A 21,554-nucleotide genomic window follows, 5' to 3' on the forward strand; every position below is an offset into this window, starting at 1 on the left:
TCCCGCTACCAGCTGCGCATCGCCGCCCGCGCCCGGGAACTCGTCGACCAGGGCACCCCCATCGAGGCCGCCTGCCGCATCGTCATCCTCGAAGACCAGCTCGAAGAAGCCCAGCGCATCAACGCCGAACACCGCCGCACCGCCGAATCAGCGAAACCGCCCGTGGCTTGAGGCAGCGCGCCCGCCTTCGCCAACGTCTACGGCGTGGGCGTTCTGCTGCGCCGTGCCACAGGAACCACGGCGATCACCTCTGCCTCCCGCACGTTGCGGGAGGCCTACATCGGCTGGCAGGCATGAGACATGGCTACGGGAACGGTGAAGTGGTTCAACGAGGACAAGAGCTTCAGCTTCATCGCGCAGGACGGCGGAACAGACGTTCAGGCACTCGTCCAGGCTTCGAGGAAGGCTTTCCGTCCAGCGGGATCGTCCGACCTGCCGTCGGCGTGCAGGACGCGCCAAGCGGTGAGTTCGAGATCTCGGAGCCATAGTTCTCCGATGACCTGTGTCTTGAGGTCGGGAAGATGGTCGGACTCGGCGAGGGCTTGACCGATCACCTCCCCGGCCGCGACGCGTTGGGACGGGGTCATCTCGTCGACAGCCGAGAGGATCTGCCGGGCCAGGGTGGTTCCTTCGCCTGCCAGGGATTGCAGCACCTCAGCCTTCATGTTGGCAGGTAGCAGGTAGGCGGTGCCCGAGGACCTCCACAGTTCCAACCAGAAGTGCTCACCTGCCGCGGTGGGGGCAGGGAGCGCGGCCAGCAGCCCGAGGAGATGGCCGATGGCCGCGTAGCCACCGGAGTGAGCAGCTGCGACGACTGCGATGCCGGCTACGCGCTCCACATCGAGATGGCTGGCTTCGAGGTCTGGAGCCAGACCCAACTGGTGTTCCAACTGGTCTGTGAGGGGGGCGGATACGTGGGGGCGGACTTCAGGAAGCATCGGCGATCCTTGCGGGTAGGCGAGCAGTGGTGCCCGTTCGGAAGCCCTGATCTTTCCCACGATCGGCCGGGCTACTCGGCCTCGGGGGCCCATCGGCGGGACCAAGGGGACCGGAGTCCGCACGGCGAGAGACAGTCCAGGCCCGGCGACTTGGGCCTGGATTTCAGGCCGGCCTCTCGAAAGGGCTGTCCTGTGAGGTCTCTTAGCATGAGCGCGTGATTGCCAGTGACGCCCAGGAGTCCGGGGGAGGACGGGAAGCCATGTGCCGTGACGCCGCTGAGGTCGAATGTGGCCACGTCGCCTCAGAGTGTGGAGAACACCGCGAAGTCGGGCTGGCTCCCGGGCCACGATGTGACGATGCAGGAGAAAAGGGTCACTCGGTTGCCGCTCTGGTGGAGCAGGCGGCCGCCCTGGCAGAACCGATCAAGCCGAGGTTGCGTGGCTGGCTCCATGCCGGAATGGTCCCCACCGCGCTGATCGCAGGCATCGTACTCATCTGCCTGGCCGGCACCCCGCAGGCGACTTGGGCCTGCGCCGTGTACGCGGTCACCGCCTGGCTGCTGTTCGCAACGAGCGCCGTGTACCACCGCGGCACCTGGGGACCGCTCGGCGAGGCCCTTCTGCGACGTCTGGACCACGCCAACATTTTCCTGATCATCGCCGGCACCTGCACCCCCCTGGCTGTGCTTCTCCTGCCGCCGGACCAGAGGTCCATGCTGCTGTGGATCGTATGGACGGGCGCATTGGCCGGCATCGCGTTCCGGGTCCTGTGGGTCGGAGCTCCGCGCTGGTTGTACACCCCGTGCTACCTGGCCCTGGGGTGGGCACCGGTGCGCTACCTGCCCGACTTCCTGCATACCGGCGGAGCGGCCGTACTCACCCTGATCGTGGCCGGCGGTCTCCTCTACAGCGCGGGCGCAGTCGTCTACGCCCTCCAGCGCCCCGACCCCTCACCCCGCTGGTTCGGCTTTCACGAAGTGTTCCACGCGCTGACCGTGGCAGCCTTCACCGCGCACTACATCGCCATCTTCCTGAACATCTCCTGACCGCGCCCCCGATCTGTGTCGAGACCGGCTACGGGCCGACGCCGGGCGAGATGGTGCCACCGGAACAGTTGTGCCCTCCGAGCCGTGAACAGCGCCCGCCTTTCCTGAAACGCTGCGGTCCGGGTGGGGCAATATCTATGACCGCGAGATGAGGGTTTAACGCGCAGCGCGGGGAGTGTTTTTATGGCAACCAACGGAGTGGAGTTATTTACCGTACATGGGCCGCTACCTCATGCTACTGTCGATCTCAGTTGCAGTTGTGGTTCCCAAAAACTTTCGAGCTTCTTCGCCGGAGTTTCCCGGCAGTCTGGAAGCTTTTTGTATTGCCGGTCTTTTTCCGGACGGGGCATCATCGCGGCGACCCGGTATCCGCACATCGCGGGTCCCGGCGTACTGCCCCCAAAGGAGATATGGCATGGCGTCAGGCACAGTGAAGTGGTTCAACGCGGCCAAGGGTTTCGGCTTCATCGAGCAGGACGGTGGGGGCGCCGACGTGTTCGCCCACTTCTCGAACATCGCCGCCCAAGGCTTCCGCGAGCTGCTCGAAGGCCAGAAGGTCACCTTCGACATCGCGACGGGCCAGAAGGGCCCGACGGCCGAGAACATCGTTCCCGCCTGACGCTGACGCGGACTTCGTAGCTGGGGCCCGCATCCCTCGGGGTGCGGGCCCCAGCTACGGACATTTCCCACAGCGGTGTCACCTGTGGGACAACACTGCCCGCAGCCCCATCCTCAGGGGCGCCTTTCCGGAGCTGTGCCGGTCGACGTCCGGGATTTCACGTCCACATGACGTCACCTATTTCATAGCTTGCATCCCGCACCGGATTCACTGCAAGCCACATTCCTCTTTCGCATTTCCATTCGGTTCGTTCTTGTGATTCCCCGCGCTGCTCTTTCGCTGAGGGAATTCCTTGATACGCGCCGTATCAAGGAAGGTTCTCGATGAACCCCACACGTACGAACGGCCGTTCCTCCCGCCCCCGCCGGACCGAGGGCCCCGCTTTCGGGTCCGGCGCCGGTTCGAGGCGGGGCGCCCGCTTCGGCTCGCCCGCCCCGACCCGTTCCGGCGCTCAGGTCCGCTCGGGCGGCCACGGCCGGCGGCCCGCCGCGGTCCAGGGCGAGTTCGCCCTGCCGAAGACGATCACTCCGGCGCTGCCCGCGGTCGAGGCGTTCGCCGACCTCGACATGCCCGCCCAACTGCTGGCCACACTGACCGCGCAAGGCGTGAGCGTCCCCTTCCCGATCCAGGGCGCGACCCTGCCCAACACCCTCGCGGGCCGCGACGCCCTGGGACGCGGGCGCACCGGCTCCGGCAAGACCCTCGCCTTCGGCCTGGCCCTGCTGGCCCGCACCGCCGGGCAGCGCGCCGAGCCCCGCCAGCCGCTGGCCCTGGTCCTCGTGCCGACGCGTGAGCTTGCCCAGCAGGTGACCGACGCACTCACCCCCTACGCCCGCTCGGTGAAGCTGCGGCTTGCCACCGTCGTCGGCGGGATGTCGATCGGCAGGCAGGCCAATGTGCTGCGGGGCGGCGCCGAGGTCGTCGTTGCGACGCCGGGCCGGCTCAAGGACCTCATCGAGCGCGGCGACTGCCGACTCAATCAGGTCGCGATCACCGTCCTGGACGAGGCCGACCAGATGGCCGACATGGGCTTCATGCCCCAGGTCACCGCACTCCTGGACCAGGTACGCCCCGAGGGCCAGCGGATGCTGTTCTCCGCCACCCTCGACCGCAACGTCGACCGCCTGGTCCGCCGTTACCTCACCGACCCCGTCGTCCACTCCGTCGACCCGTCCGCGGGCGCGGTCACCACGATGGAGCACCACGTGCTGCACGTCCACGGCGCCGACAAGCACCGGACGACCACCGAGATCGCGGCCCGCGACGGCAGGGTGATCATGTTCCTGGACACCAAGCACGCCGTCGACCGGCTGACACAAGACCTGCTGAACAGCGGGGTGCGGGCCGCCGCCCTGCACGGCGGCAAGTCGCAGCCCCAACGCACCCGGACCCTGGCCCAGTTCAAGACCGGACACGTCACCGTGCTCGTGGCCACGAACGTCGCCGCCCGCGGCATCCACGTCGACGACCTCGACCTCGTCGTCAATATCGACCCGCCGACCGACCACAAGGACTACCTCCACCGCGGCGGCCGTACCGCGCGGGCCGGGGAGTCCGGCAGCGTCGTCACCCTGGTCACCCCCAACCAGCGCCGGGACATGACCCGCCTCATGACAGCGGCCGGCATCGTGCCCCAGACCACCCAGGTCCGCTCCGGCGAAGAGGCACTCAGCCAGATCACCGGCGCCCAGACCCCCTCCGGCATCCCCGTGACGATCACCGCGCCGGTAGTCGAGCGGCGTCAGCGCAGCGCGTCCTCACGCGGCCGACGCAGCCCCGCTTCGGCGGCCCGGCGCATGACAGCGCGGCAGACCACCTTCGACGCGGCGGCCTAGAACCTTCGTGATCAGGAAACTTGCCCACCACTGCAGGAGGCACCTTGTGACGCTGGTTCAGATGCAGCCCCGCTCGATGAGTGCCGCAACCGTGCACAGGACGGCGGCCGACGCCATGGACACCGGCGGACCGCAGGTCTGCGACGACATGACCGTCGAGGTCGCCCTGTCCGTCATGGCCAGCGCCCGCACCGGACACCTCCTCGTCTGCGACAACGACGGCCTGTGCACCGGACTTCTCACCCAGGCCCAGCTCACCGCGGCCCGTGACAGCTCCGCGTACACAGACCGGGTCCAGCTGCGCGACATCCTCGGCGACCGCGGGCCGTTCACCTCGCCGGTGACCTCGATGGCCGAGGCCGAGCATGCGATGCGCTGCCGCCGGCTCGATGCCCTGCCGGTCGTCGACGAACGGGGCAGTGCTCTGGGTGTCCTCGCCCTTGCCCGCTGAACCGCCTCACCGCGGCAGAACCATCCCCCTTCGTCCTTCTCCTTGTGAGGCATCATGCGCTGTGTCATCGCCCGCTTCCCGTTCGACCTCACCAAGAGCGGCGTCCTGGAGTCGATGAAGGGCGTCAAGCCCGAGCAGGCTTCCGGCGAGTCCGTGATCATCGGCCGCCGCACCTACCCCGTCAAGCAGGTCGGACAGGTCGTCACACGTCAGGACCGCCGTGACTTCAGCGCCGGCGAAGTCCTGCGGGCCATGACCCAGCTCGGCTTCACCTGCCGCGGCCTTCCCCCGGCCGCCGCGCCCACACGCGTTCTCAACCCGTTGCAAGAGGCTTCCGCGATGCTCGGTGCCCCTGCGGCAGCCTGACCGACGGGCAGGCGCGCCGCCAGCAAAGCAGCGATGAGGCTCCGACCGGAATACGCCGGTCGGACCCTCACCGCGTACCGAAGCATTCTCGGCGCGACAGTTGGTCAGTGGTCGGAGTAGCTGAAGTCGCCGATGGTCCAGGCACTGACGCCCTCGATCGCCACGCGGTACATCCCGCCCGTCTCCGGGATCCCCACCGCGTCCTCGCGGGCAGCCGCCCCTTCCGAGGCACATCGACGTCGCCGCTCCGAACGTGGCTCCTGTGGCACCCGCCACAACTCTCGTATGCGCACGCTGAGCTACCGGTGCGCGGCTGACCTGCGAAACGGTCACTGGCTCGACCTCGGGCGCAGGGGAAGCGAGCCCGCGTTCATCTCGATGCCGGTGCGAAGCTCCCCAGTTCGGCCCCCACTCCGACCAGCGACGCTGCCGCTCAGCACGTTCCTGGGGCCGGCGCACGGGAACGGATGGGAACCTGGTGGGAACGGAAGGATCGGGAACGATGCGGCAAGGCCGAGCGAGGGCGGCCACCCGCACCCACCCTGACCTGCAACGTTCCCGAGAATCAGGTCATGCTGATCAAAATCTTGATGATCATGTGCTGACTCGTAATGCGTAGGTCTCGGGTTCGAATCCCGAAGGCGGCTCCATCGAGACCCCAGCCCAGAGATCATCTGAGCTGGGGTTTCTGGTGTCAGCGACGCGACGGCGTCGTTTCGACCGGCGTCGGCTCGATCCCATGCACGGAGCCAAGCTGATCCATACGGAGGCTGCAGCCGAACTCGACCACCCCGACGCGCTGCAACCCATCGTTGATCTGGCGACAGCAATCGACCCGCTGAACGATCGGCTTCCGGACCAGCAGCAACTCTCGGACGAGGTCACCTCCGCAGCACGAGACTCTCTCGCCACAGACGCGCACGACAATCACAGCCCTTGAACTACCTCGCACGCCTTTCCGTGCCATCGAACACGGTCCGGCGGGAGCGAGGTGCGACCCTGCAGGTATGAACCATCTCGGCGACGCGAACATGCGCACGTGGACGCTGCGATGCATGACCCTCCTCGCAGCCGACACCCAGGATCAGCTTGCCTGGCTGGGCGAGCGTGAGCAGGAGACGGAGTCCGTCGTTGAAGAGGCGGAGCTCCTCTGTCGCATCTCCGAAGGGCTCGCGGAGCGCGGAGCCTTCGAACCCGAGAATGTGCGCGCTCTTCAGGCCATCGGCCGTCGCCTCGGCGAGATCGATGCCGCCTGCCGCGCCGGCCTCTGGGTCAACGCCCTGGCCACAGATCCGGCGTGGGACGAAATACGTTCCCTCGCCCGCCAGTTTCTCCTCACGACGCTGGGCGACTGGCGTCAGCCGCTGCCACGCCCCGTGAGCCCGCACACGGGCGACCACTGAGCACGTCCAGGGCGCCTGGGCGACTCTCACGCAGCGTTCGAATCCTCGGTGTGCTCTGGCGCCTCCCGAAGTCGTGAACATCTGCTGCCCGTTCTCATGGACGTCGCCACTCCGTGTAAGTGGCGACGCCTGCCCTGGCGGTGCCCGCGGTGCCCCGGCTCAAGGACTTCTGCGCCCTGCGCCTGGTGAGCGCCCAGGTCCCTGTGAGCTGTGGCGCGTACGTCCGTGTGCGCCTCGTTGCTTCCGCGGCGGCCGGCCGGGCGCGCAAGGCCGCGCTAACCGATGGTGGTCGGCTGTTCGCGATGGTCGGTGGAGCTCCATCGCTGCCTCCGGAGTCTCTCGAATCCGTCGAGCAGCAGATCGAGTGCGAACTCGAACTCGAACTGGTCGTCACAACCCGGGCCGACGACCGACGTTTCGTCGTGGGCGGCCCCCGACGCGATCTCCGCGATGTAGGGGTACCTGCCGGACAACTCGCGCAGCATGGCCGCCTGCCCTTCCGGCTCCATGCCGACGGAGTCGTCGAACAACTCCTGGGCGAAGCCGAACATGCGACTGCCCAGGGCGTGCATCACGTGATGCGTGAGGTCGACGGAGAAGCCGTCGGCCCGGAACATCCCGATCATCGAATTCATGTACTCCAACACGGCCGGTGTCGGGGTGGTGCGCGACTCGATCACGCGAGAAGCCCAGGGGTGACGCAGGAGCGTTCGGCGCGCGGAAAGGATCCGCTGTCGGACCGCCGTCTTCCAACCGGCGCCGGGGTCCGGTGCGTTGATCTCGCCGACGACGACGTCGACCATGCCGTCCAGCAGCTCTTCCTTGTTCGCGACATGCTTGTACAGCGCCATCGGTACGACGCCGAGCTCCTGTGCGAGCTTGCGCATGCTGAGCGCGTCGATCCCGGCGTCGTCGGCGAGCGTGACGGCGGCGCGCAGCACCCGGTCCCTGCTCAGAGGGGCACGGCGCGCGGCCTCCTTCTGCTGGGCCATCGGATCAACCCTTCACCGGGACAGCTTCGCTGTCCGATCTCTCCACTTGACAGGTGTACAGCGTACACCTAGGTTCAGGGTCACAGTGGGTGTACGCCGTACACCTCGGGTTCCATGAATGAGGCGTCGACATGAGCTCAACGAGACGGACCGCGGTGGCCGCAGGTGTGTTCTTCCTGATCACGGAGATCGCTGCGATCGCGGGGCTGGTGCTGTACCGCCCGGTCCTGAGCGATGCGAACTACGTCGCCGGCGCCGGTGCCGACAGTCGCGTGCTGCTGGGCGGGTTCTTCGAGGTCATCCTTGTCGCCGCCGTCATCGGCACAGCGGTCACGCTGTATCCCGTCGTCAAGCGTGAGAACCAGAGCGTCGCCCTCGGCTACGTCTGCGGTCGCCTTCTGGAAGCTGCCGTCATCGTCGTGGGCACCGTCGGTGTTCTGTCGGTCGTGACGTTGCGACAGGGCCTCGCGGGGGCTTCGGGTGCGGACAAGACTTCACTGGTCGCCGTCGGAAGGTCGCTCGTCGCCATCCATGACTGGGCGTTCCTGATCGGTCCCAACTTCGTCCTGGGGGCGAACAGTCTGTTGCTGGCCCACCTGATGTACCGGTCCCGGCTCGTGCCGCGGTTCATCGCCGTGCTGGGGCTCGTCGGGGGCCCGCTCATCTGCGCCTCGGCGACCGCCGTGATGTTCGGGCTCTACGACCAGCTCTCGCCGTGGGGCTCGGTCGCCGCGCTTCCTGTGTTCGCGTGGGAGGTCACCCTGGCCGTCTTCCTCATCCTGAGGGGGTTCAAGCCGTCTCCCGTCACCGCACGTGACATTCCACCGGCGCAACTGCACGCCGGGGCGTCCGCCGCGTGAGAGTCGGGACCTCCCCAACGGGCGGGGTCGGCCTGGTCGTTCGCCGGCAGTGAGTCGGTGTTCGGCCGGGGCGATGCGTGCACCGGAGGGCCAACTCGTCGGCGTACCACGCTGTCTGACGGCGGGCGGAGGACCACTCGGCGAGCGTCGCGAACAGCGGTGCCAGGCTGCCGCCGAGCTCGCAGCGGGTGAGCCCCGACGTCGAGCGGATCCTGGGCCGCGCCCCCACGGCTTCGCGGACTGGGCGGCCCGCAACATCGCGGCCTTCAAGTAGCCCTCTCACCACGCCCGAAGCGCCCCGAAGCCCTCGCACCCCTACGGACCCGCCACTGTAGGGATGCAAGGACATGGACCCGCTCACCGGCTGATGCCGGACCGCGGGTCAGTCGTCGGCGGCCTCGTCGATACGCCGGCGCAGGCTCCGCATGCCGCGGAGCCAGCGATCGGTGTCGGTGGCCCGGAACGCGTAGTGGTCCCGTACTTCCGGGTGGGGAAGGATGAGGAACCGTCCGTCCGCGAGGCCTTCCATGACCTCGTCCGCCACCTGCCCGGGTTCGAGCACCGCGCCGCCGAGTACCGCCTTGGCGGCTGCGTCGGTCCGCTCGTACATCTCGGTGCGCACGCCCATCGGGCACAGGACCTGGACCGTCACGCCCTTGTTCCCGTGGGTGGCGGACAGCCACTCGGCGAAGGCCAGCGCGCCGTGCTTGGAGACCGAGTACGACGCCGATTCGAGGTGGGTGAGCAGGCCGGCCGCGGAGACGGTGGCCAGGAAGTGGCCGCGTCCCCGCTCCAGCCAGGGCCCGATCAGATGACGGGCCGCCCGCACATGACCCATGACGTTCACCTGCCAGACCTGGTCCCACACCTCTTCCGGGGTGTGTTCCCCACCGCCGGGCTCGATGCCCGCATTCGCGCAGAACAGGTCGATCTCTCCGAGGTGGGCACGCGCCGCCGCCACCAGGGCGGCCACGCTCTCCTCGGCGCCGGCGTCGCCCGGCACCGCGAGCCCGCCCACTTCGTCCGCCACCCGGGCGGCCGCCGAGCCGTCCAGGTCGTTGACCACGAGCCGGGCACCCGCGGCGGCGAACCGGCGGGCGAGCGCTGCGCCGATGCCCGATCCGGCCCCGGTGACGACCACACCCGCGCCCTTGAGTTCCATGGCTGCCATCGCTCTACTCGTCCGCGACCTTCAGGACCAGCTTTCCGAGGTTCTCACCGCGGAACAGCCGCAGCAGGGTCTCGGGGAATGCCGCGACCCCGCCGGACACCACGTCCTCCAACGACCGCAGCCGGCCCGTGGCCCGCCACTCGGCCAGCTCGGCGACGGCCTCGTGATACCGGTCCGCGTAGTCGAAGACCACCATGCCCGTCATGGAGGCGCGGTTGACGAGCAGCGACATGTAGTTGCTCGGTCCCTTGACCGGCTCGGTGTTGTTGTACTGGGAGATCGCGCCGCAGATGACGATCCGGGCGCCGCGCGCCAGCCTGGTCAGGACCGCGTCCAGGATGTCGCCGCCGACGTTGTCGAAGTAGACGTCCACACCGTCCGGGGCGTGCTCGCGCAGGGCCTTGCGCACATCCTCGGTCTGGTAGTCGATCGCGGCGTCGAATCCCAGCTCCTCCACCACGGAACGGCACTTGAGCTCTCCGCCGGCGATGCCGATGACCCGGCAGCCGAGGATCTTGGCGATCTGGCCGACGACACTGCCGACCGCACCCGCCGCTCCGGAGACCACGACGGTCTGCCCGGGCTGCGGACGTCCGATGTCGAGCAGGCCGAAGTAGGCCGTCATGCCCGACATGCCAAGAGTGCCGAGATGCACGGGCAGCGGTGCCAGTTCCGGGTCGACCTTGGTGACGCCGCGCCCGTCCGACAGGCAGTACTCCTGGACACCGAACGAGCCCGAGACATGGTCCCCCACCGAGAACCCGGGGTGACGGGAGGCGACGACCCGGCCCACCGCACCGGCGCGCATCACCTCGCCGATCTCGACCGGCCGGATGTACGACTTGCCCGCGTTCATCCAGCCGCGCATGGCCGGGTCGATGGACAGGTAGAGCACCTGCACCAGAAGTTCGCCGTCGCCGGGCTCGCCGGCCGGCTCCTCGACGTGCTCCCAGTCGGTGGAGCGGGGCTGTCCCACGGGACGTGCGGCCAGGCGCAATTGACGGTTGGTGCGGCTCATCTCCGCGACTCCTCGGCTGTGGTGGGCGAATCCGGCGCGCGGCGCGAGCAGCCGGGAAGCCGGTCGCTTGATGGATGCCGGCGTGCCACGCCATACCTACTGGTCGGTACGTATTCGTGAGGCTAGGCGCTGCCGCGCCACGAGGCAAGAGGCCCACCGCCGGCCGGGAGAGGTGCGCATCACATCACCGGGCCGGGCAGGTCGGCGCGGGTCGAAACCGAGGGCCGGGTCCGGGTCCGGAGCCCGGGGCCCGTACCGCACCGGTCGCGTGCCTACCGCAGCGTGGCCCCGAAGCTCCGGCCGTGGGCATGGTGTGTCGTGACGTCGATACGGGTGCCGCCAGGGACGCGGTGGGTGCGGACACCGGCGTCCGACGAAAGGGTCCTCATGGGCCGGCCGTGGACGGTCACCGAGACCGATCTCCGGGTCATCGTCGGGTCGGACACGGCGATCGATGTGGTGCCCTCGGGTGTCCTCCGGAGAATCACCGATGCCGGGCCGTCGGTCGACAGGCGCTCGGCCCGGTGCCTGCCCGGTGCGAAGACGTTGACGGCGACCAGGCCCAGCCGCGCGTGCTTGACGGCCTGGACGCGGACGGTGTTGGCCAGGACGGACACGGGGCCATGGGCGTACGACGCCAACTGCCGTTCGGAGGCGTTCGGTACGAGCAGATGTGCCATGGAGGCGAGCGACGCGGCAGGCGGCTGTTCTACGGTCACGGTGAAGACCTGCTTGCTCACCGGCGAGGCCGGGTTGGACAGGCGGACGACTCGGCGGCTGCGGGTGACGGTCTCGAGTGCGACCGTCGGCCCGGGGCCGGCCAGAAAGACATATCCGACCGCGGCGTTCTCGTCGGCGTTGGCAAAGCGCAGCCAGGCGAGCGGGGCAGTGCCGGTGCCGGACCAGGGCGTGCCGTTGCGCAGCTGTCCGGTGAGCGTGACGGTGTCCGCCGGCTCGGCGATCCTGCTGTCGATCGTCGTCGCGACCGCGCGGCCCGCCGGATCGCCCACTCCGGCGGCGAGCACGACGATCTCGTCGTCGAGCATGAACCACGACTTCGTGGCGCGGGCGCCCCGGTAGACGACGAAGTCGTCGGGAAGCGTGCCGTTCTGCTTCGCGGCGTACGCGACGTCGTCCGCCAGGACGTGCCCGGCCGCGCCGTATGCGCCGAGACGGGTGCCGCCGGAGTACGTGTTGGTGCCACGGGGGAAGTAGACGTAGGTGTTCTGCGGCTCGGACGACGGGGTGAAGCCGCGTTCCGGGTTGTCGTACCACAGCGTGCCGTAGAGCTCAGGGACGGTGCGGCGCATCTCCACGGGGGCGGTGACGCCGGACAGGCGGTGGGGCGGAACGGCGGTGTAGTGGTCGACGCCGTAGGACCGGGTCTGGTCCTGGCCGGAGAGGTAGAGGTGGTGGGCACCGTCGCCCTGGAACCAGGGCATGAGGTTCTCGCCGCTCATGTACTCGTACTTGCTGATCCGTGCGGAGCTGCGGGCCAGGGCGAAGGCGTAGCCGGGCCGTCGGTGGACGGTCCTGTCCATCGCGTTGAACGTGATGTGGCAATGGGCGGGAGTGAGGTCCTTCGCGGGGGCCCCGGAAGCGAGGATGTCGGTGTAGCGGGCGATGCTGGCCGGGGAGACGAATCCTGTCGGGTCCAGGGCCGCCTTCGAGGACTGCCGCACATACGTGACGTAGCCCTTGAGCGCCTCGGCGTCGGCGCCTGTCGCGTACGCGGAGAGGTCGACGACGGCCTCGACGACCGCCGCGACATCGGTGTAGCCGGTGGTCGTCCGGGAGACCCCGCGGCCCTTCACGATCTCCATCATCCAGCCCTCGAAGATCAGCGGGGCGAAGCCGTCGACCACCCATCGCCGCACGACACCGATGAGATCCCCGGCGGGGACGTATCCCGTGCCGTCGAGGATCTTGACCGTCTGGACGACACGGCTGAGCAGGCCCTTGCCGTAGGAGCCCGTGTAGGCGACGGAGGCGTGCTGGATGAAGGAACCGTCCGCGTAGAAGCCGTCGGTGACGCCGTGTCGGAGCTCGTACGGGTCGATCGTCGCGAAGACGGTCAGCTGGTCGGCGACGGCCTTCCTGATGCGGGCGTCGTCGCCGAGGACGGCGCCCTGGAGGATCCGGTTCGTCGTGATGTCGGCCAGGTTCGCGCCGGTGTGGAAGCGGGAGTCGAGGTCGACGTCGCCGTCCGTGCCGTTGCGCAGGTAGGCGTCCATCGAGGCCGCGTAGGCGGCGGCGAGGCCGGGCCGGTACGCCGTGAGCTGGTCCTTGAGGAGGACGAGGGTCTTGCTCACGTGGGAGGAGATGCCGATCTCCCAGGTGAACCAGTTGCCGTAGTAGCCCTTCGACTGGTCGCCGTAGTAGGTGTCGTGGAGGTGGTGCAGGCCGTCGATCACGCGCCGCTGGACCGCGGGGTTGTCGCGCAGGTCCGAGGGGGTGGGGCCGGGTGTGCGGGTGGCGAGAGCGATCTCGTACAGGTACTGGAACGACCTGTTCAGATTCGGGTCGCTCGTGCCGAGCGGGACACCGGCGAAGAGCTCGTTCTGTCCCGCGCCGTCCATCGCGGTGAGCCGGGCGTGTGCCGTCGATTCGATCGACGCTGTCTTCGGAGCGACATCCGGCCGGGCGTTGGACTCGGCGGTGCCGGCGAATACGGCGACCGTGTTGCGGATCAGGGCGGCATGGTCGGAGGGAGAGCCCTCGGTATCGGTGTCGGCTCTCGGCTGCGGCGCGGCATGTGCCGGCGGCTGAGCGGCGGCCGCTGTGGCCGCGGGGAACATGGACAGCAGGGTGCGACGCGAGATGTGCACCTGACGCTCCAATGCCGGCGGGAAGCGCTTGCTGCAAGCAAAGCAACGGTCACTGGCCGTGTCAACGGAGCGCGGGCCGGGCCTCCCGACGGCGATCCGGGCACGGCACACGCGGGGTTGCCCTCGTCACGGCAGCCGGCTGCCGGCCCGTATCCGGTCCATCGGCCCGGCCCTGCCCTCGCTGACCTGGGCGCTTCCGTTCGGTGTGCCACTGCGCGCCCGAGGGGTGCACGCTGGGGGTATGGCCGGGAGCCCGCCGATCGTCGTGCACCGGATCTCCCCGTCGGGCGGCCGACGGGTGACCGTACGGGGACGGATCATGGGGCTGGCGCACTCGGACGGAGACGTGGTCGAGTTCCTGCGGCAGGCGGGGCTGCCGGACGAGGGGGAGCTGCTGGAGGACCCGACGTGGACGGAGTGGGTCGGGGACCGGCCGCACCAGTACGACCCGCTGGAACTGATGCCGTAGGACGGCTCGGTCCGGACGCGGCGTGCTGCCGTGGTACGCGGCGCCCGGACTGTCTTGAGTCGTCCGCCTCACCGCACGGGCGGCGTCGGCGTGGTCGTCAGACCTCCGTCGCCCGGGCGGCCTTCCAGGCAGCGGCGTTGCTCTCGTCGAGGCGGTAGAACGCCTCGGCCTCGAAGTCCGAGTCAGGGTCCGTGCCCCATACGAACTGCATCGGCCAGTTCCCGCGGTCGTAGTGCGCGTGCACATGGCGGGTGAACGCGGACAGGGCTCCCTTGAGCCGGCTGCGGTCGAAGTCCAGGCGGGCGACGACGGCCGTGGTGCTGAAGGACCGGCCCGGGTCGGCCGCGAGAAGGTCGAGCAGCGCCGCGACCCGCTGGACCGACGGGAGGTTCGTGGCGATCAGGGACTTGAGGTCCTCCACCGTCCACTCCCGCTTCGGCCACTTGCCGCCCGGGTCGGCTCCCTGTGTGCCCCCGGGGAGCGGGCTCTCCGGCTTCGACGGGTGGTCCAGTTCGGCAAGAAGTGCGTAGACGCGGGTCACGTGCTGAGCCGGTACGGGCACGGAGATGAACTGCTGGTCGTGGGACATGTCGGGACCCCCAAGTCCTGTCGGCGGACTGCCTGTCGACAGACACAGAAGAGACCGGACGGGTTCCCACTCTGTCCAGTTGTCTGTCTACTCCCAAAGGACTCTGTCCAGTTCGACGGGTCCGGGCAAACTGTTGGGCAGGCGCAGGGCGACTCGGTTGGCGTCGCCGCATGACGACGCCTGCCGACAGCATCTGCGGGAGTACGTCGGGGCGTGAACAGGCGCGTGACGAGGGGCACGAACATCCGCCTGAAAAGACGTCTGAAACATTTCGCGGGCGTCGGCGCGTCAATGAGGTGAAGGGGTCGCCGACGTACGACGGGGAGAGTGGAATCGGGTATGGGAGCGTCCCGCGCCGAGCAGTTCAGGGAGTTCGCGGCCGGCCGCGCCGCCCATCTGTACCGCTCAGCCTGCCTCCTCACCAGCGGTGACACCCATCTCGCCGAGGACCTGGTGCAGGAGACGCTGGGCCGGATGTACGTGCTGTGGGGCCGCGTCTCCCGGATCGACAACCCGGCGGGCTACGCGCAGACCGTTCTCGTACGTGTCTTCCTCACACACAAGCGACGCCGCTCGGCCACCGAGCGACCGGTCGGCGAACTTCCCGACACTGCCCCGGAGTCCGGCGAGGACCCGGCGTTGCGCATCGCACTGCTGGGCGCGCTCGGCCAACTGGCGCCCAAGGACCGGGCGGTGGTGGTGCTGCGGTACTGGGAGGACCGCAGTATCGAGGAGACCGCCGACGCCCTGAACGTCAGCTCGGCCGCCGTGCGCACCAGAGCGGTGCGCGCGCTCGCGAGGCTGCGCGAGCAACTCGGCGGCAGCCTGGTGGAGTTCGCGGCGCACTGACGCGCACGTCCATCGTGCCCCCGCGCGGCGGGAGCGGGGGCCCGGCCTTCCCCCCGGGCCCCCGAGGGCTCTTGTTACGTCCGTATCTGATCAGGGAGCGTGGTTCCCCATGCCTTTCGAAGACGAGCTCGGCCAGGCACTGCACCGCACCGGTGAGACTCTCCGGCCCACGGACCGGCCCGCGCTGGTCGAAGGAGGGCTGACGCGCGGCCGCCGACGGCTCGCCCGGCGCCGCGGGGCGGCCGTGACCGGCAGCGTGCTGGCGCTGGCCGTGGTGGGCGTGACCGGTGCGTACACAGGCGGCGCCTTCGACGGGGGCGGCAAGGACGGCGCCGTCGAGATCGCCTCCCCGTCGGATCCGGCCGGGAAGGACAAGAAGGACGGATCCGCGGGCGCCGTCACCGAGGAGCGGATGCTCGGCACGCTCAAGAGCCTCCTGCCCGAGGGGAGGATCCGCCAGGAGAACGGGCGTGGCTTGGAAGCGGGGCCCGGGGGCAGGTCCATGCCGCCGTACGCCTCCGTCGTGTTCGACGACGGCAGAGGTGCCGCGGCCGTCGTGCTGTCCCTGAACACCGTCGTCCCGGACAGCGAGGAAGCCGAGGAGTGGGTGACCTGCCCTTCCAAGGCGCTGGTCCCGCACGACAACTGCACGTCCGAGACCCTCGCCGACGGCTCCAAGTACATGCTGTTCCAGGGGTACGTGTACCCCGACAAGCGCGTGGCGACCAAGAACTGGCGCGCCACCCTGGTCACGCCGGCCGGGGTGCTGTTCGACGTCACTGAGTACAACGCGCCCGGCGAGAAGGGGACAGCCGTCTCCCGGCCCAACCCGCCGCTGACCCCGTCCCAGATGAAGGCCCTGGTCACGGCCGGGGCATGGAAGCCGATCGCCGAGGACTACGCGAAGACGGCGGCCGAACCGGCCGGGAAGCCCGCCGGCCAGGGCGGTGGGACGAGCGCCGACGCGGCGCACAAGACTCTCGCCTCCTTGCTCCCCGAGGGTATGAAGGTCACCGACAAGGGCGGTGACAGCGGCTACGGCTTCGTGGTCGTCGACGACGGCAAGGGCAAGAGCTTCATCCAGGTCAACGTCCAGTCCGGCATGTCGGATGTACCGGGACACTGGACCGGGTCGGTCACGACGGAGCCGGACGGCACCCGGGTCATGGAGGAGCAGCAGACGGACCCCGACCAGAAGGGCGGCGCGGGTACGGTCGGCTGGACCGTCGACACGGTGCGCGCGGACGGCTTCCGCGTGGTGGTCATGGCGTTCAACGCGCCCGGCCAGGGCCAGGACGCCAGCCGCCCCGAGCCCGCGCTGACCATGGCACAGCTCAGGAAGCTCGCGCTCGACAAGAGCTGGCTCACGTACAAGTAGCCCCATCGCGTGGCTACTTCGCGTCGGAGTAGCGCTCCACCACCGCCGTGGTGAACGGAAACCGCACCGGCGTCTCCCCGAAGGCGATCCGCCCGGCCAGCTCACCGGCCGCGCGGATCGCCTTCGTCACGTGATCCGCCTCCTCGGCGGGGCAGTGCACGATCACCTCGTCGTGCTGGAAGAACACCAGCTCCGCGCGCATGCCGGCCAGTGCCTGGCGCAGGGCGGCCAGCATCAGCAGCGCCCAGTCGGCGGCGCTGCCCTGCACCACGAAGTTCCGGGTGAAACGGCCCCGCGCGCGGGCGTTCGTCGATGCGTAGCCGGGCGTGAACTCGCCGTCCGCCGACGGGCCGGGCTCCTCGCCCTCCTGCGGGATGCCGGCCTCTTCGTCTTCGCCCGCGCCGGCCGCGCGCGGACTGGTGCGCCCCAGCCAGGTGCGTACCAGCCGGCCTTCCTCGCCCGCCCTGGCCGCGTCGTCCACATAGGCCACGGCCTGCGGGAATCTGCGGCGCAGCGCGGCCAGGTTCTTCAGGCCGTCGCCCGAGGTCTGGCCGTAGATCGCGCCCAGCAGAGCGACCTTGGCATGGTCGCGGTCGCCGGAGAAGGCCCGGTCGGACAGGACGGAGTACAGGTCGCCCTCGTGCCCGGCCACCTCCATGAGGCCCGGGTCACGGGAGATCGCGGCGAGCACGCGCGGTTCCATCTGGTCGGCGTCGGCGACCACGAGCTTCCAGCCGTCGTCCGCGACCACCGCGCGCCGGATGACCTTCGGGATCTGAAGGGCTCCGCCCCCGTTGGTCGTCCAGCGGCCGGAGACCGTGCCGCCGGGCAGGTACTCGGGCCGGAACCGGCCGTCGCGCACCCAGTCCTGGAGCCAGCTCCAGCCGTGCGCGGTCCAGATGCGGTACAGCTTCTTGTACTGGATCAGCGGCTCCACCGCGGGATGGCCGAGGCCCTCGAGCTCCCAGCGCCGGGTCGACCTCACGCGGATCCCGGCCTGCGCGAAGGCCTTCACCACATCCGCGGGAAGGTCGGGACGAACCCGGCGCCCGAAGGCCGCCGACACCTCGTCGGCCAGCTCCGCGAGCCGGCGCGGCTCGCCCCCGCCCGCGTACCGCTCGCCGAGCAGCTCGTGCAGCACCTCGCGGTGCACGTCCGCCCGCCACGGCAGCCCCGAGCGGTTCATCTCGGCGGCGACCAGCATTCCCGCGGACTCGGCAGCGGTCAGCAGCCGCATCCGTGCCGGGTGCTCGGCGGCGTCGTGCCGTCGCTGCTGGTCGGCGTAGACCTCGAGCAGTGCCGCCAGCGGCACGGCGACCGGCTGCGGCTCGAACAATGACGACTGCGAGCCGGGCTCGGCCGCCCTCTGCGGCGGATCGGGCGGTACGGGGGAGTGGTGCAGACGGGCGAAGGCCGCGGCCGCCGAGCGGGGCTCGCCCAGCCGCCCTTCGTGGCCGAGCAGGAGCAGTTCCGCGTCCTCGATGTCGTAACACCGCTCGACCCGGACGCCGGCGGCCAGCAGCCGCGGATAGATCTCGGCCGTGGACCGCCACACCCAGCGCCCCACCTGCGGCCGGGACCGGACCGCCCCGGCGAGATCGGGCTCCGCGACGACCGGTCCCGCGGGCAGGCCGTCGGGGCCGAGGGGGACGAGCAGCGCTCCGTCCCCTTCCGCGGCCACAGCCCATCGTTCGCTCACGAGCGCGAGTCTGACAGGCGGGTCCGACAACCGAGGGGCACGCCACCGAGCCCTACGCCACCGCGTGGAACAGGGCCGATGCCTCGCCGCGGGTGGCGACCCCCAGCTTGGTGAGGATGTTCGCGACATGGAACTTCACCGTCGACTCGCTGATGTGCAGCTCCTGCGCGATCACGCGGTTGCGGTGGCCGCGCGCCAGATGCGTGAGCACTTCCAGCTCCCGTGCGCCCAGTGGCGCCAGCGGGTCCTCGGGCGCGGTCTGCGGCGTGCCCAGCGGGAAGGTCGCGGTCGCTGTCGTTCCCCAGCCCGGCACCGCGTCCACGTCCAGCCGGCCGCCCAGTGCCTCCAGCCGTTCGCCGACCCGCTGCGGTCCGAGGCTGCACGCCGACAGGGCACCGGGGCCGTCGTCCCGTACGGTCGCCCGCAGTTCCGTATCGCCCAGCGACCAGCCGACATGGACGCGGCTCACCGCGTCCTGCTCCAGGCAGGTGAGCAGCATGGCCCGAACCACCGCCCGCGCCGCATGTGCCACGTCAGCGGCCAGCGGGCGGGCCGACTCGGGTGCGCCGAACTCCAGCCTGACCGGGCTGTGGCGCACCAGCGGCCGCAGGGAGTCGGTGAGCCGGGCGAAGGCGTCGGTGGCCGGCTCCTCGGCGACGGCCCGGTCCCGTTCGGTCTCCGCGCGCAGGTCCACCAGGGCGGTGACGGCCAGGTCGACGGCGGTGGCACGGGCCGCCGCGTCGTCCAGGTTCCGGCTGCGCAGCACGCTCAGCAGACCGGACAGCGCGGTCGCATGGTTCTCGCTCAGCTCGGCGATCACCCGGGCCCGCTCGCCGGCCGAGGCCCGCGACCGGGCGAGCGTGCCGGGCAGCGCCTCGGTGACCAGCCGGTCGAAGTGGCTGGTCACCAGGTCCCACAGGGCCTGGACGACGGCGGTGTCCGACGCGGTGAGCGGATCGTCGTGGGCGCGTACGAGCACCAGCAGCGCGCCGCGGTCGGTCGCCTCGCTGGCCACGGCGAGTACCGGGCGGTCCGCCCCGCCGATGTGGGCCGTGCCCTGCCAGGGGCTGCCCGCGGACACGGAGGCGATGAGCGGGTCCAGCTCGGCGGAGGTGATCCGCCCGACCGCGCCGTCCGGGACGCCTGGTGCGGTGTGAGACTTGAACGGGGAGTGCGCGCAGTGCGTGGACCGTTCGGCCGCCGCCAGATGCGGGACGAGCGGGGCCACGGTGGCCGACAGCCGGGGCAGCACCTGGCCCAGTGGCTGCCGGATCACGTCCTGGGCGGCGGCCAGCGTGGACGCCGCCGGCGCGGACGCGGTGAGTCCGGAGTGCTCCATGCCTGTCAGCGTACGGGGGCGGCTCGCCTCGTCGGCCGTTCCTTCGGACAGGTGCAACTGTCCGAAAGGCGGGCCGGATCTGTGTCCTCACCACCCGAAGGTTGATTGCGGCGGAAGGAGCCAGACATGGAAGCGATCGTCTTCGAAGAGTTCGGCGGACCCGAGGTGCTGCGATTCACCGAGGCGGAGGAGCCGCACGCAGGACCCGGTCAGGTACGGGTCAGAGTCATGGCGGCCGGGGTCAACGCGCTCGATCACAAGATCCGCAACGGCTGGATGGAGGAGCAGTTCCCGACCCCGCTGCCCAGCACGCCCGGCCTGGAGTTCGCCGGGATCGTCGACGAGGTCGGCGAGGGGGTGACCGGTACGGCGGTCGGCGACGAGGTCCTGGGCTGGACCGCGACGGGTGCCTATGCCCAGTACGCGCTGAGCGAGTCGTACGCCCCCAAGCCCGCCGGCCTGGACTGGGCCGACGCGGCGGCGCTGCCGGTGGCGACCGAGACCGCCGCGCGTGTGCTGGACCTCCTCGGGGTGCGGGACGGCGAGACCCTGCTGCTGCACGGCGCCGCCGGGGTGGTCGGATCGGCGGCGGTGCAGCTCGCGACCGCGGCCGGCGTACGCGTGATCGGCACATCGTCGCCGGGGAACCACGACTACCTCAGGGAGCTCGGTGCCGTCCCGGTCACATACGGGGAGGGTCTGGTCGAGCGGGTCCGCGCGCTGGCTCCCGAGGGCGTCGACGCCGTCTTCGACACGGCGGGCCGGGGCGCGCTCGCGGACTCCGTCGTTCTGCGCGGCGGCACGACGGACCGGATCGTCACCATCGCCGACCCCGACGCGGCCGAGCACGGGGTGACGTTCTCGTCGGGCGGCACCAAGGCACCGGAGCGCGCACTGGCCGGGCATGCCCGGCTGGCGGCGGACGGCAGGCTGCGGATCCGGATCGACAGCTCCCACCCGTTGCGGGACGCGGCGAAGGTCCAGACGCTGAGCGAGGCGGGTCGTGCCCGGGGGAAGCTGGTGCTCACTCCGTGACGGGAGCGCAGCCTCCGCCGGCGGACGTGCCGGGGGAGAGCGTGCGGATCACGCGGGCCGGGTTGCCGACGGCGAGCACCCCGGCCGGCAGGTCCTTGGTGACCACCGCCCCCGCTCCGACCACGGTGTTCTCGCCGATGGTGACGCCGGGGCAGACGATCACCCCGCCGCCCAGCCACACGTTGTCGCCGATCGTGATCGGGACGGCCCTCTCCCAGCCGGCCCGGCGGCGCTCGGTGTCCAGCTCATGGGCGGGGGTGAGAAGTTGGACATTCGGTCCGATCTGGACGTCGGCCCCGATCGTGATGGGCGCGGCGTCGAGGAACACCGCGCCGAAGTTGATGAACGTACGGTCGCCGATGCTGATGTACCGGCCGTAGTCGCACTGGAACGGCGGCCGGATGCGGACGCCCTTGCCCAGTGAGCCGAGCAGTTCGGTGAGGATCCGCTCCCGCCCGGCGGCCCCTGCGCCGCCGGCGTTGTACGCGGCGCAGAGTTCGACGCGCCGCTCGTTGTCCGCGGCCAGTTCGGGGTCGTCGGGGAGGTACCACTCGCCCGCGAGCATCCGGTCCTTGTTCACACCCATCCCGTGTCCTTTCCCGATATCTCCAGGCTGGAACGGCCTCTTCGGAACGGCCTCCTTAGGATGGGCCGGCGCGGCATATGACC

Annotated in this window: 21 protein-coding genes and 2 pseudogenes; 14 read left to right on the forward strand and 9 right to left on the reverse strand. The window is 70.0% G+C overall.

Features of this window, described 5'->3' with window-relative positions:
* Positions 1 to 171 (forward strand): annotated as a pseudogene (locus ABZ208_RS29110) (MerR family transcriptional regulator); the annotation flags it as partial.
* Positions 172 to 300: 129 nt separating this feature from the next.
* A pseudogene (locus ABZ208_RS29115) lies at positions 301 to 378 on the forward strand (cold shock domain-containing protein); the annotation flags it as partial.
* On the opposite strand, the gene ABZ208_RS29120 reads toward ABZ208_RS29115, so the two are convergent.
* The gene (locus ABZ208_RS29120) at positions 378 to 938 is read right to left on the reverse strand and encodes a hypothetical protein (RefSeq protein WP_356912419.1); all 561 of its coding nucleotides are present in this window, start codon (positions 936 to 938) and stop codon (positions 378 to 380) included. The pseudogene ABZ208_RS29115 and the gene ABZ208_RS29120 sit on opposite strands and share 1 nt — an antisense overlap.
* Positions 939 to 1,198: 260 nt before the next feature.
* Here ABZ208_RS29120 and ABZ208_RS29125 point away from each other — a divergent pair, with 260 nt between their 5' ends.
* The 7 genes from ABZ208_RS29125 to ABZ208_RS29155 all read left to right on the forward strand — a co-directional run bounded on the left by ABZ208_RS29125 (position 1,199) and on the right by ABZ208_RS29155 (position 6,658).
* A complete protein-coding gene (locus tag ABZ208_RS29125) occupies positions 1,199 to 1,984 on the forward strand; it encodes a hemolysin III family protein (RefSeq protein ID WP_356912482.1) in 786 nt (261 codons plus the stop codon).
* Between the two features lie 415 nt (positions 1,985 to 2,399).
* Positions 2,400 to 2,603: a cold-shock protein gene (locus tag ABZ208_RS29130; protein WP_328398200.1), complete on the forward strand. Its 204-nt coding sequence runs from the start codon at positions 2,400 to 2,402 to the stop codon at positions 2,601 to 2,603.
* Positions 2,604 to 2,926: 323 nt separating this feature from the next.
* Positions 2,927 to 4,438 carry a DEAD/DEAH box helicase gene (locus tag ABZ208_RS29135; protein WP_356912420.1) on the forward strand — a complete coding sequence of 504 codons (1,512 nt, stop codon included), beginning with the start codon at positions 2,927 to 2,929 and terminating at the stop codon, positions 4,436 to 4,438.
* A 46-nt stretch (positions 4,439 to 4,484) separates the two neighbouring features.
* Positions 4,485 to 4,889: a CBS domain-containing protein gene (locus ABZ208_RS29140; protein WP_356912421.1), complete on the forward strand. Its 405-nt coding sequence runs from the start codon at positions 4,485 to 4,487 to the stop codon at positions 4,887 to 4,889.
* Between the two features lie 54 nt (positions 4,890 to 4,943).
* Positions 4,944 to 5,255: an SCO5918 family protein gene (locus ABZ208_RS29145; RefSeq protein WP_356912422.1), complete on the forward strand. Its 312-nt coding sequence runs from the start codon at positions 4,944 to 4,946 to the stop codon at positions 5,253 to 5,255.
* Positions 5,256 to 5,994: 739 nt separating this feature from the next.
* A complete protein-coding gene (locus tag ABZ208_RS29150) occupies positions 5,995 to 6,195 on the forward strand; it encodes a hypothetical protein (RefSeq protein WP_356912423.1) in 201 nt (66 codons plus the stop codon).
* Between the two features lie 115 nt (positions 6,196 to 6,310).
* Positions 6,311 to 6,658, forward strand: coding sequence for a hypothetical protein (locus ABZ208_RS29155; protein WP_356912424.1), 348 nt, complete (start codon positions 6,311 to 6,313; stop codon positions 6,656 to 6,658).
* 275 nt (positions 6,659 to 6,933) lie between these two features.
* Here ABZ208_RS29155 and ABZ208_RS29160 read toward each other — a convergent pair whose 3' ends face one another.
* Positions 6,934 to 7,650 carry a TetR/AcrR family transcriptional regulator C-terminal domain-containing protein gene (locus ABZ208_RS29160; protein ID WP_356912425.1) on the reverse strand — a complete coding sequence of 239 codons (717 nt, stop codon included), beginning with the start codon at positions 7,648 to 7,650 and terminating at the stop codon, positions 6,934 to 6,936.
* 131 nt (positions 7,651 to 7,781) lie between these two features.
* On the opposite strand from ABZ208_RS29160, the gene ABZ208_RS29165 reads away from it, so the two are divergent.
* The gene (locus ABZ208_RS29165) at positions 7,782 to 8,510 is read left to right on the forward strand and encodes a DUF4386 domain-containing protein (protein ID WP_356912426.1); all 729 of its coding nucleotides are present in this window, start codon (positions 7,782 to 7,784) and stop codon (positions 8,508 to 8,510) included.
* A 382-nt stretch (positions 8,511 to 8,892) separates the two neighbouring features.
* On the opposite strand, the gene ABZ208_RS29170 is transcribed toward ABZ208_RS29165, so the two are convergent.
* The 3 genes from ABZ208_RS29170 to ABZ208_RS29180 all read right to left on the reverse strand — a co-directional run bounded on the left by ABZ208_RS29170 (position 8,893) and on the right by ABZ208_RS29180 (position 13,527).
* Positions 8,893 to 9,681 carry an SDR family oxidoreductase gene (locus ABZ208_RS29170; RefSeq protein ID WP_356912427.1) on the reverse strand — a complete coding sequence of 263 codons (789 nt, stop codon included), beginning with the start codon at positions 9,679 to 9,681 and terminating at the stop codon, positions 8,893 to 8,895.
* 4 nt (positions 9,682 to 9,685) lie between these two features.
* Complete coding sequence (locus ABZ208_RS29175; RefSeq protein WP_356912428.1) at positions 9,686 to 10,699, reverse strand: NADP-dependent oxidoreductase; 1,014 nt, start codon at positions 10,697 to 10,699, stop codon at positions 9,686 to 9,688.
* A gap of 272 nt (positions 10,700 to 10,971) precedes the next feature.
* Positions 10,972 to 13,527: a polysaccharide lyase family 8 super-sandwich domain-containing protein gene (locus ABZ208_RS29180; protein ID WP_356912429.1), complete on the reverse strand. Its 2,556-nt coding sequence runs from the start codon at positions 13,525 to 13,527 to the stop codon at positions 10,972 to 10,974.
* A 241-nt stretch (positions 13,528 to 13,768) separates the two neighbouring features.
* On the opposite strand from ABZ208_RS29180, the gene ABZ208_RS29185 reads away from it, so the two are divergent.
* Complete coding sequence (locus tag ABZ208_RS29185) at positions 13,769 to 13,996, forward strand: hypothetical protein (protein WP_356912430.1); 228 nt, start codon at positions 13,769 to 13,771, stop codon at positions 13,994 to 13,996.
* A gap of 97 nt (positions 13,997 to 14,093) precedes the next feature.
* On the opposite strand, the gene ABZ208_RS29190 is transcribed toward ABZ208_RS29185, so the two are convergent.
* Positions 14,094 to 14,585: a hypothetical protein gene (locus tag ABZ208_RS29190; protein ID WP_356912431.1), complete on the reverse strand. Its 492-nt coding sequence runs from the start codon at positions 14,583 to 14,585 to the stop codon at positions 14,094 to 14,096.
* A 339-nt stretch (positions 14,586 to 14,924) separates the two neighbouring features.
* Between ABZ208_RS29190 and ABZ208_RS29195 the strand changes: the two genes are divergently transcribed.
* Both ABZ208_RS29195 and ABZ208_RS29200 read left to right on the forward strand, forming a co-directional pair.
* Entirely contained in the window at positions 14,925 to 15,434 is a 510-nt protein-coding gene (locus tag ABZ208_RS29195) for a SigE family RNA polymerase sigma factor (protein WP_356912432.1), read from the forward strand.
* 109 nt (positions 15,435 to 15,543) lie between these two features.
* Positions 15,544 to 16,812: a hypothetical protein gene (locus tag ABZ208_RS29200; RefSeq protein ID WP_356912433.1), complete on the forward strand. Its 1,269-nt coding sequence runs from the start codon at positions 15,544 to 15,546 to the stop codon at positions 16,810 to 16,812.
* Positions 16,813 to 16,825: 13 nt separating this feature from the next.
* Here the strand turns inward: ABZ208_RS29200 and ABZ208_RS29205 are convergent, their stop codons facing one another.
* Together ABZ208_RS29205 and ABZ208_RS29210 are read right to left on the reverse strand one after the other, a co-directional pair.
* The gene (locus tag ABZ208_RS29205; protein WP_356912434.1) at positions 16,826 to 18,511 is read right to left on the reverse strand and encodes a bifunctional 3'-5' exonuclease/DNA polymerase; all 1,686 of its coding nucleotides are present in this window, start codon (positions 18,509 to 18,511) and stop codon (positions 16,826 to 16,828) included.
* 52 nt (positions 18,512 to 18,563) lie between these two features.
* Positions 18,564 to 19,850, reverse strand: a complete 1,287-nt coding sequence (locus tag ABZ208_RS29210) for a LuxR C-terminal-related transcriptional regulator (protein WP_356912435.1) — start codon at positions 19,848 to 19,850, stop codon at positions 18,564 to 18,566.
* A gap of 126 nt (positions 19,851 to 19,976) precedes the next feature.
* On the opposite strand from ABZ208_RS29210, the gene ABZ208_RS29215 reads away from it, so the two are divergent.
* Positions 19,977 to 20,885 (forward strand): NADP-dependent oxidoreductase, encoded by a 909-nt coding sequence (locus ABZ208_RS29215; protein ID WP_356912436.1) that lies wholly within the window; start codon positions 19,977 to 19,979, stop codon positions 20,883 to 20,885.
* On the opposite strand, the gene ABZ208_RS29220 is transcribed toward ABZ208_RS29215, so the two are convergent.
* Positions 20,875 to 21,471 (reverse strand): sugar O-acetyltransferase, encoded by a 597-nt coding sequence (locus tag ABZ208_RS29220; RefSeq protein ID WP_356912437.1) that lies wholly within the window; start codon positions 21,469 to 21,471, stop codon positions 20,875 to 20,877. The genes ABZ208_RS29215 and ABZ208_RS29220 overlap by 11 nt on opposite strands.
* Positions 21,472 to 21,554 lie beyond the last annotated feature (83 nt).

Origin of the sequence: Streptomyces sp. NPDC006208 (assembly GCF_040613775.1) — a bacterium.
GTDB lineage: Bacteria > Actinomycetota > Actinomycetes > Streptomycetales > Streptomycetaceae > Streptomyces.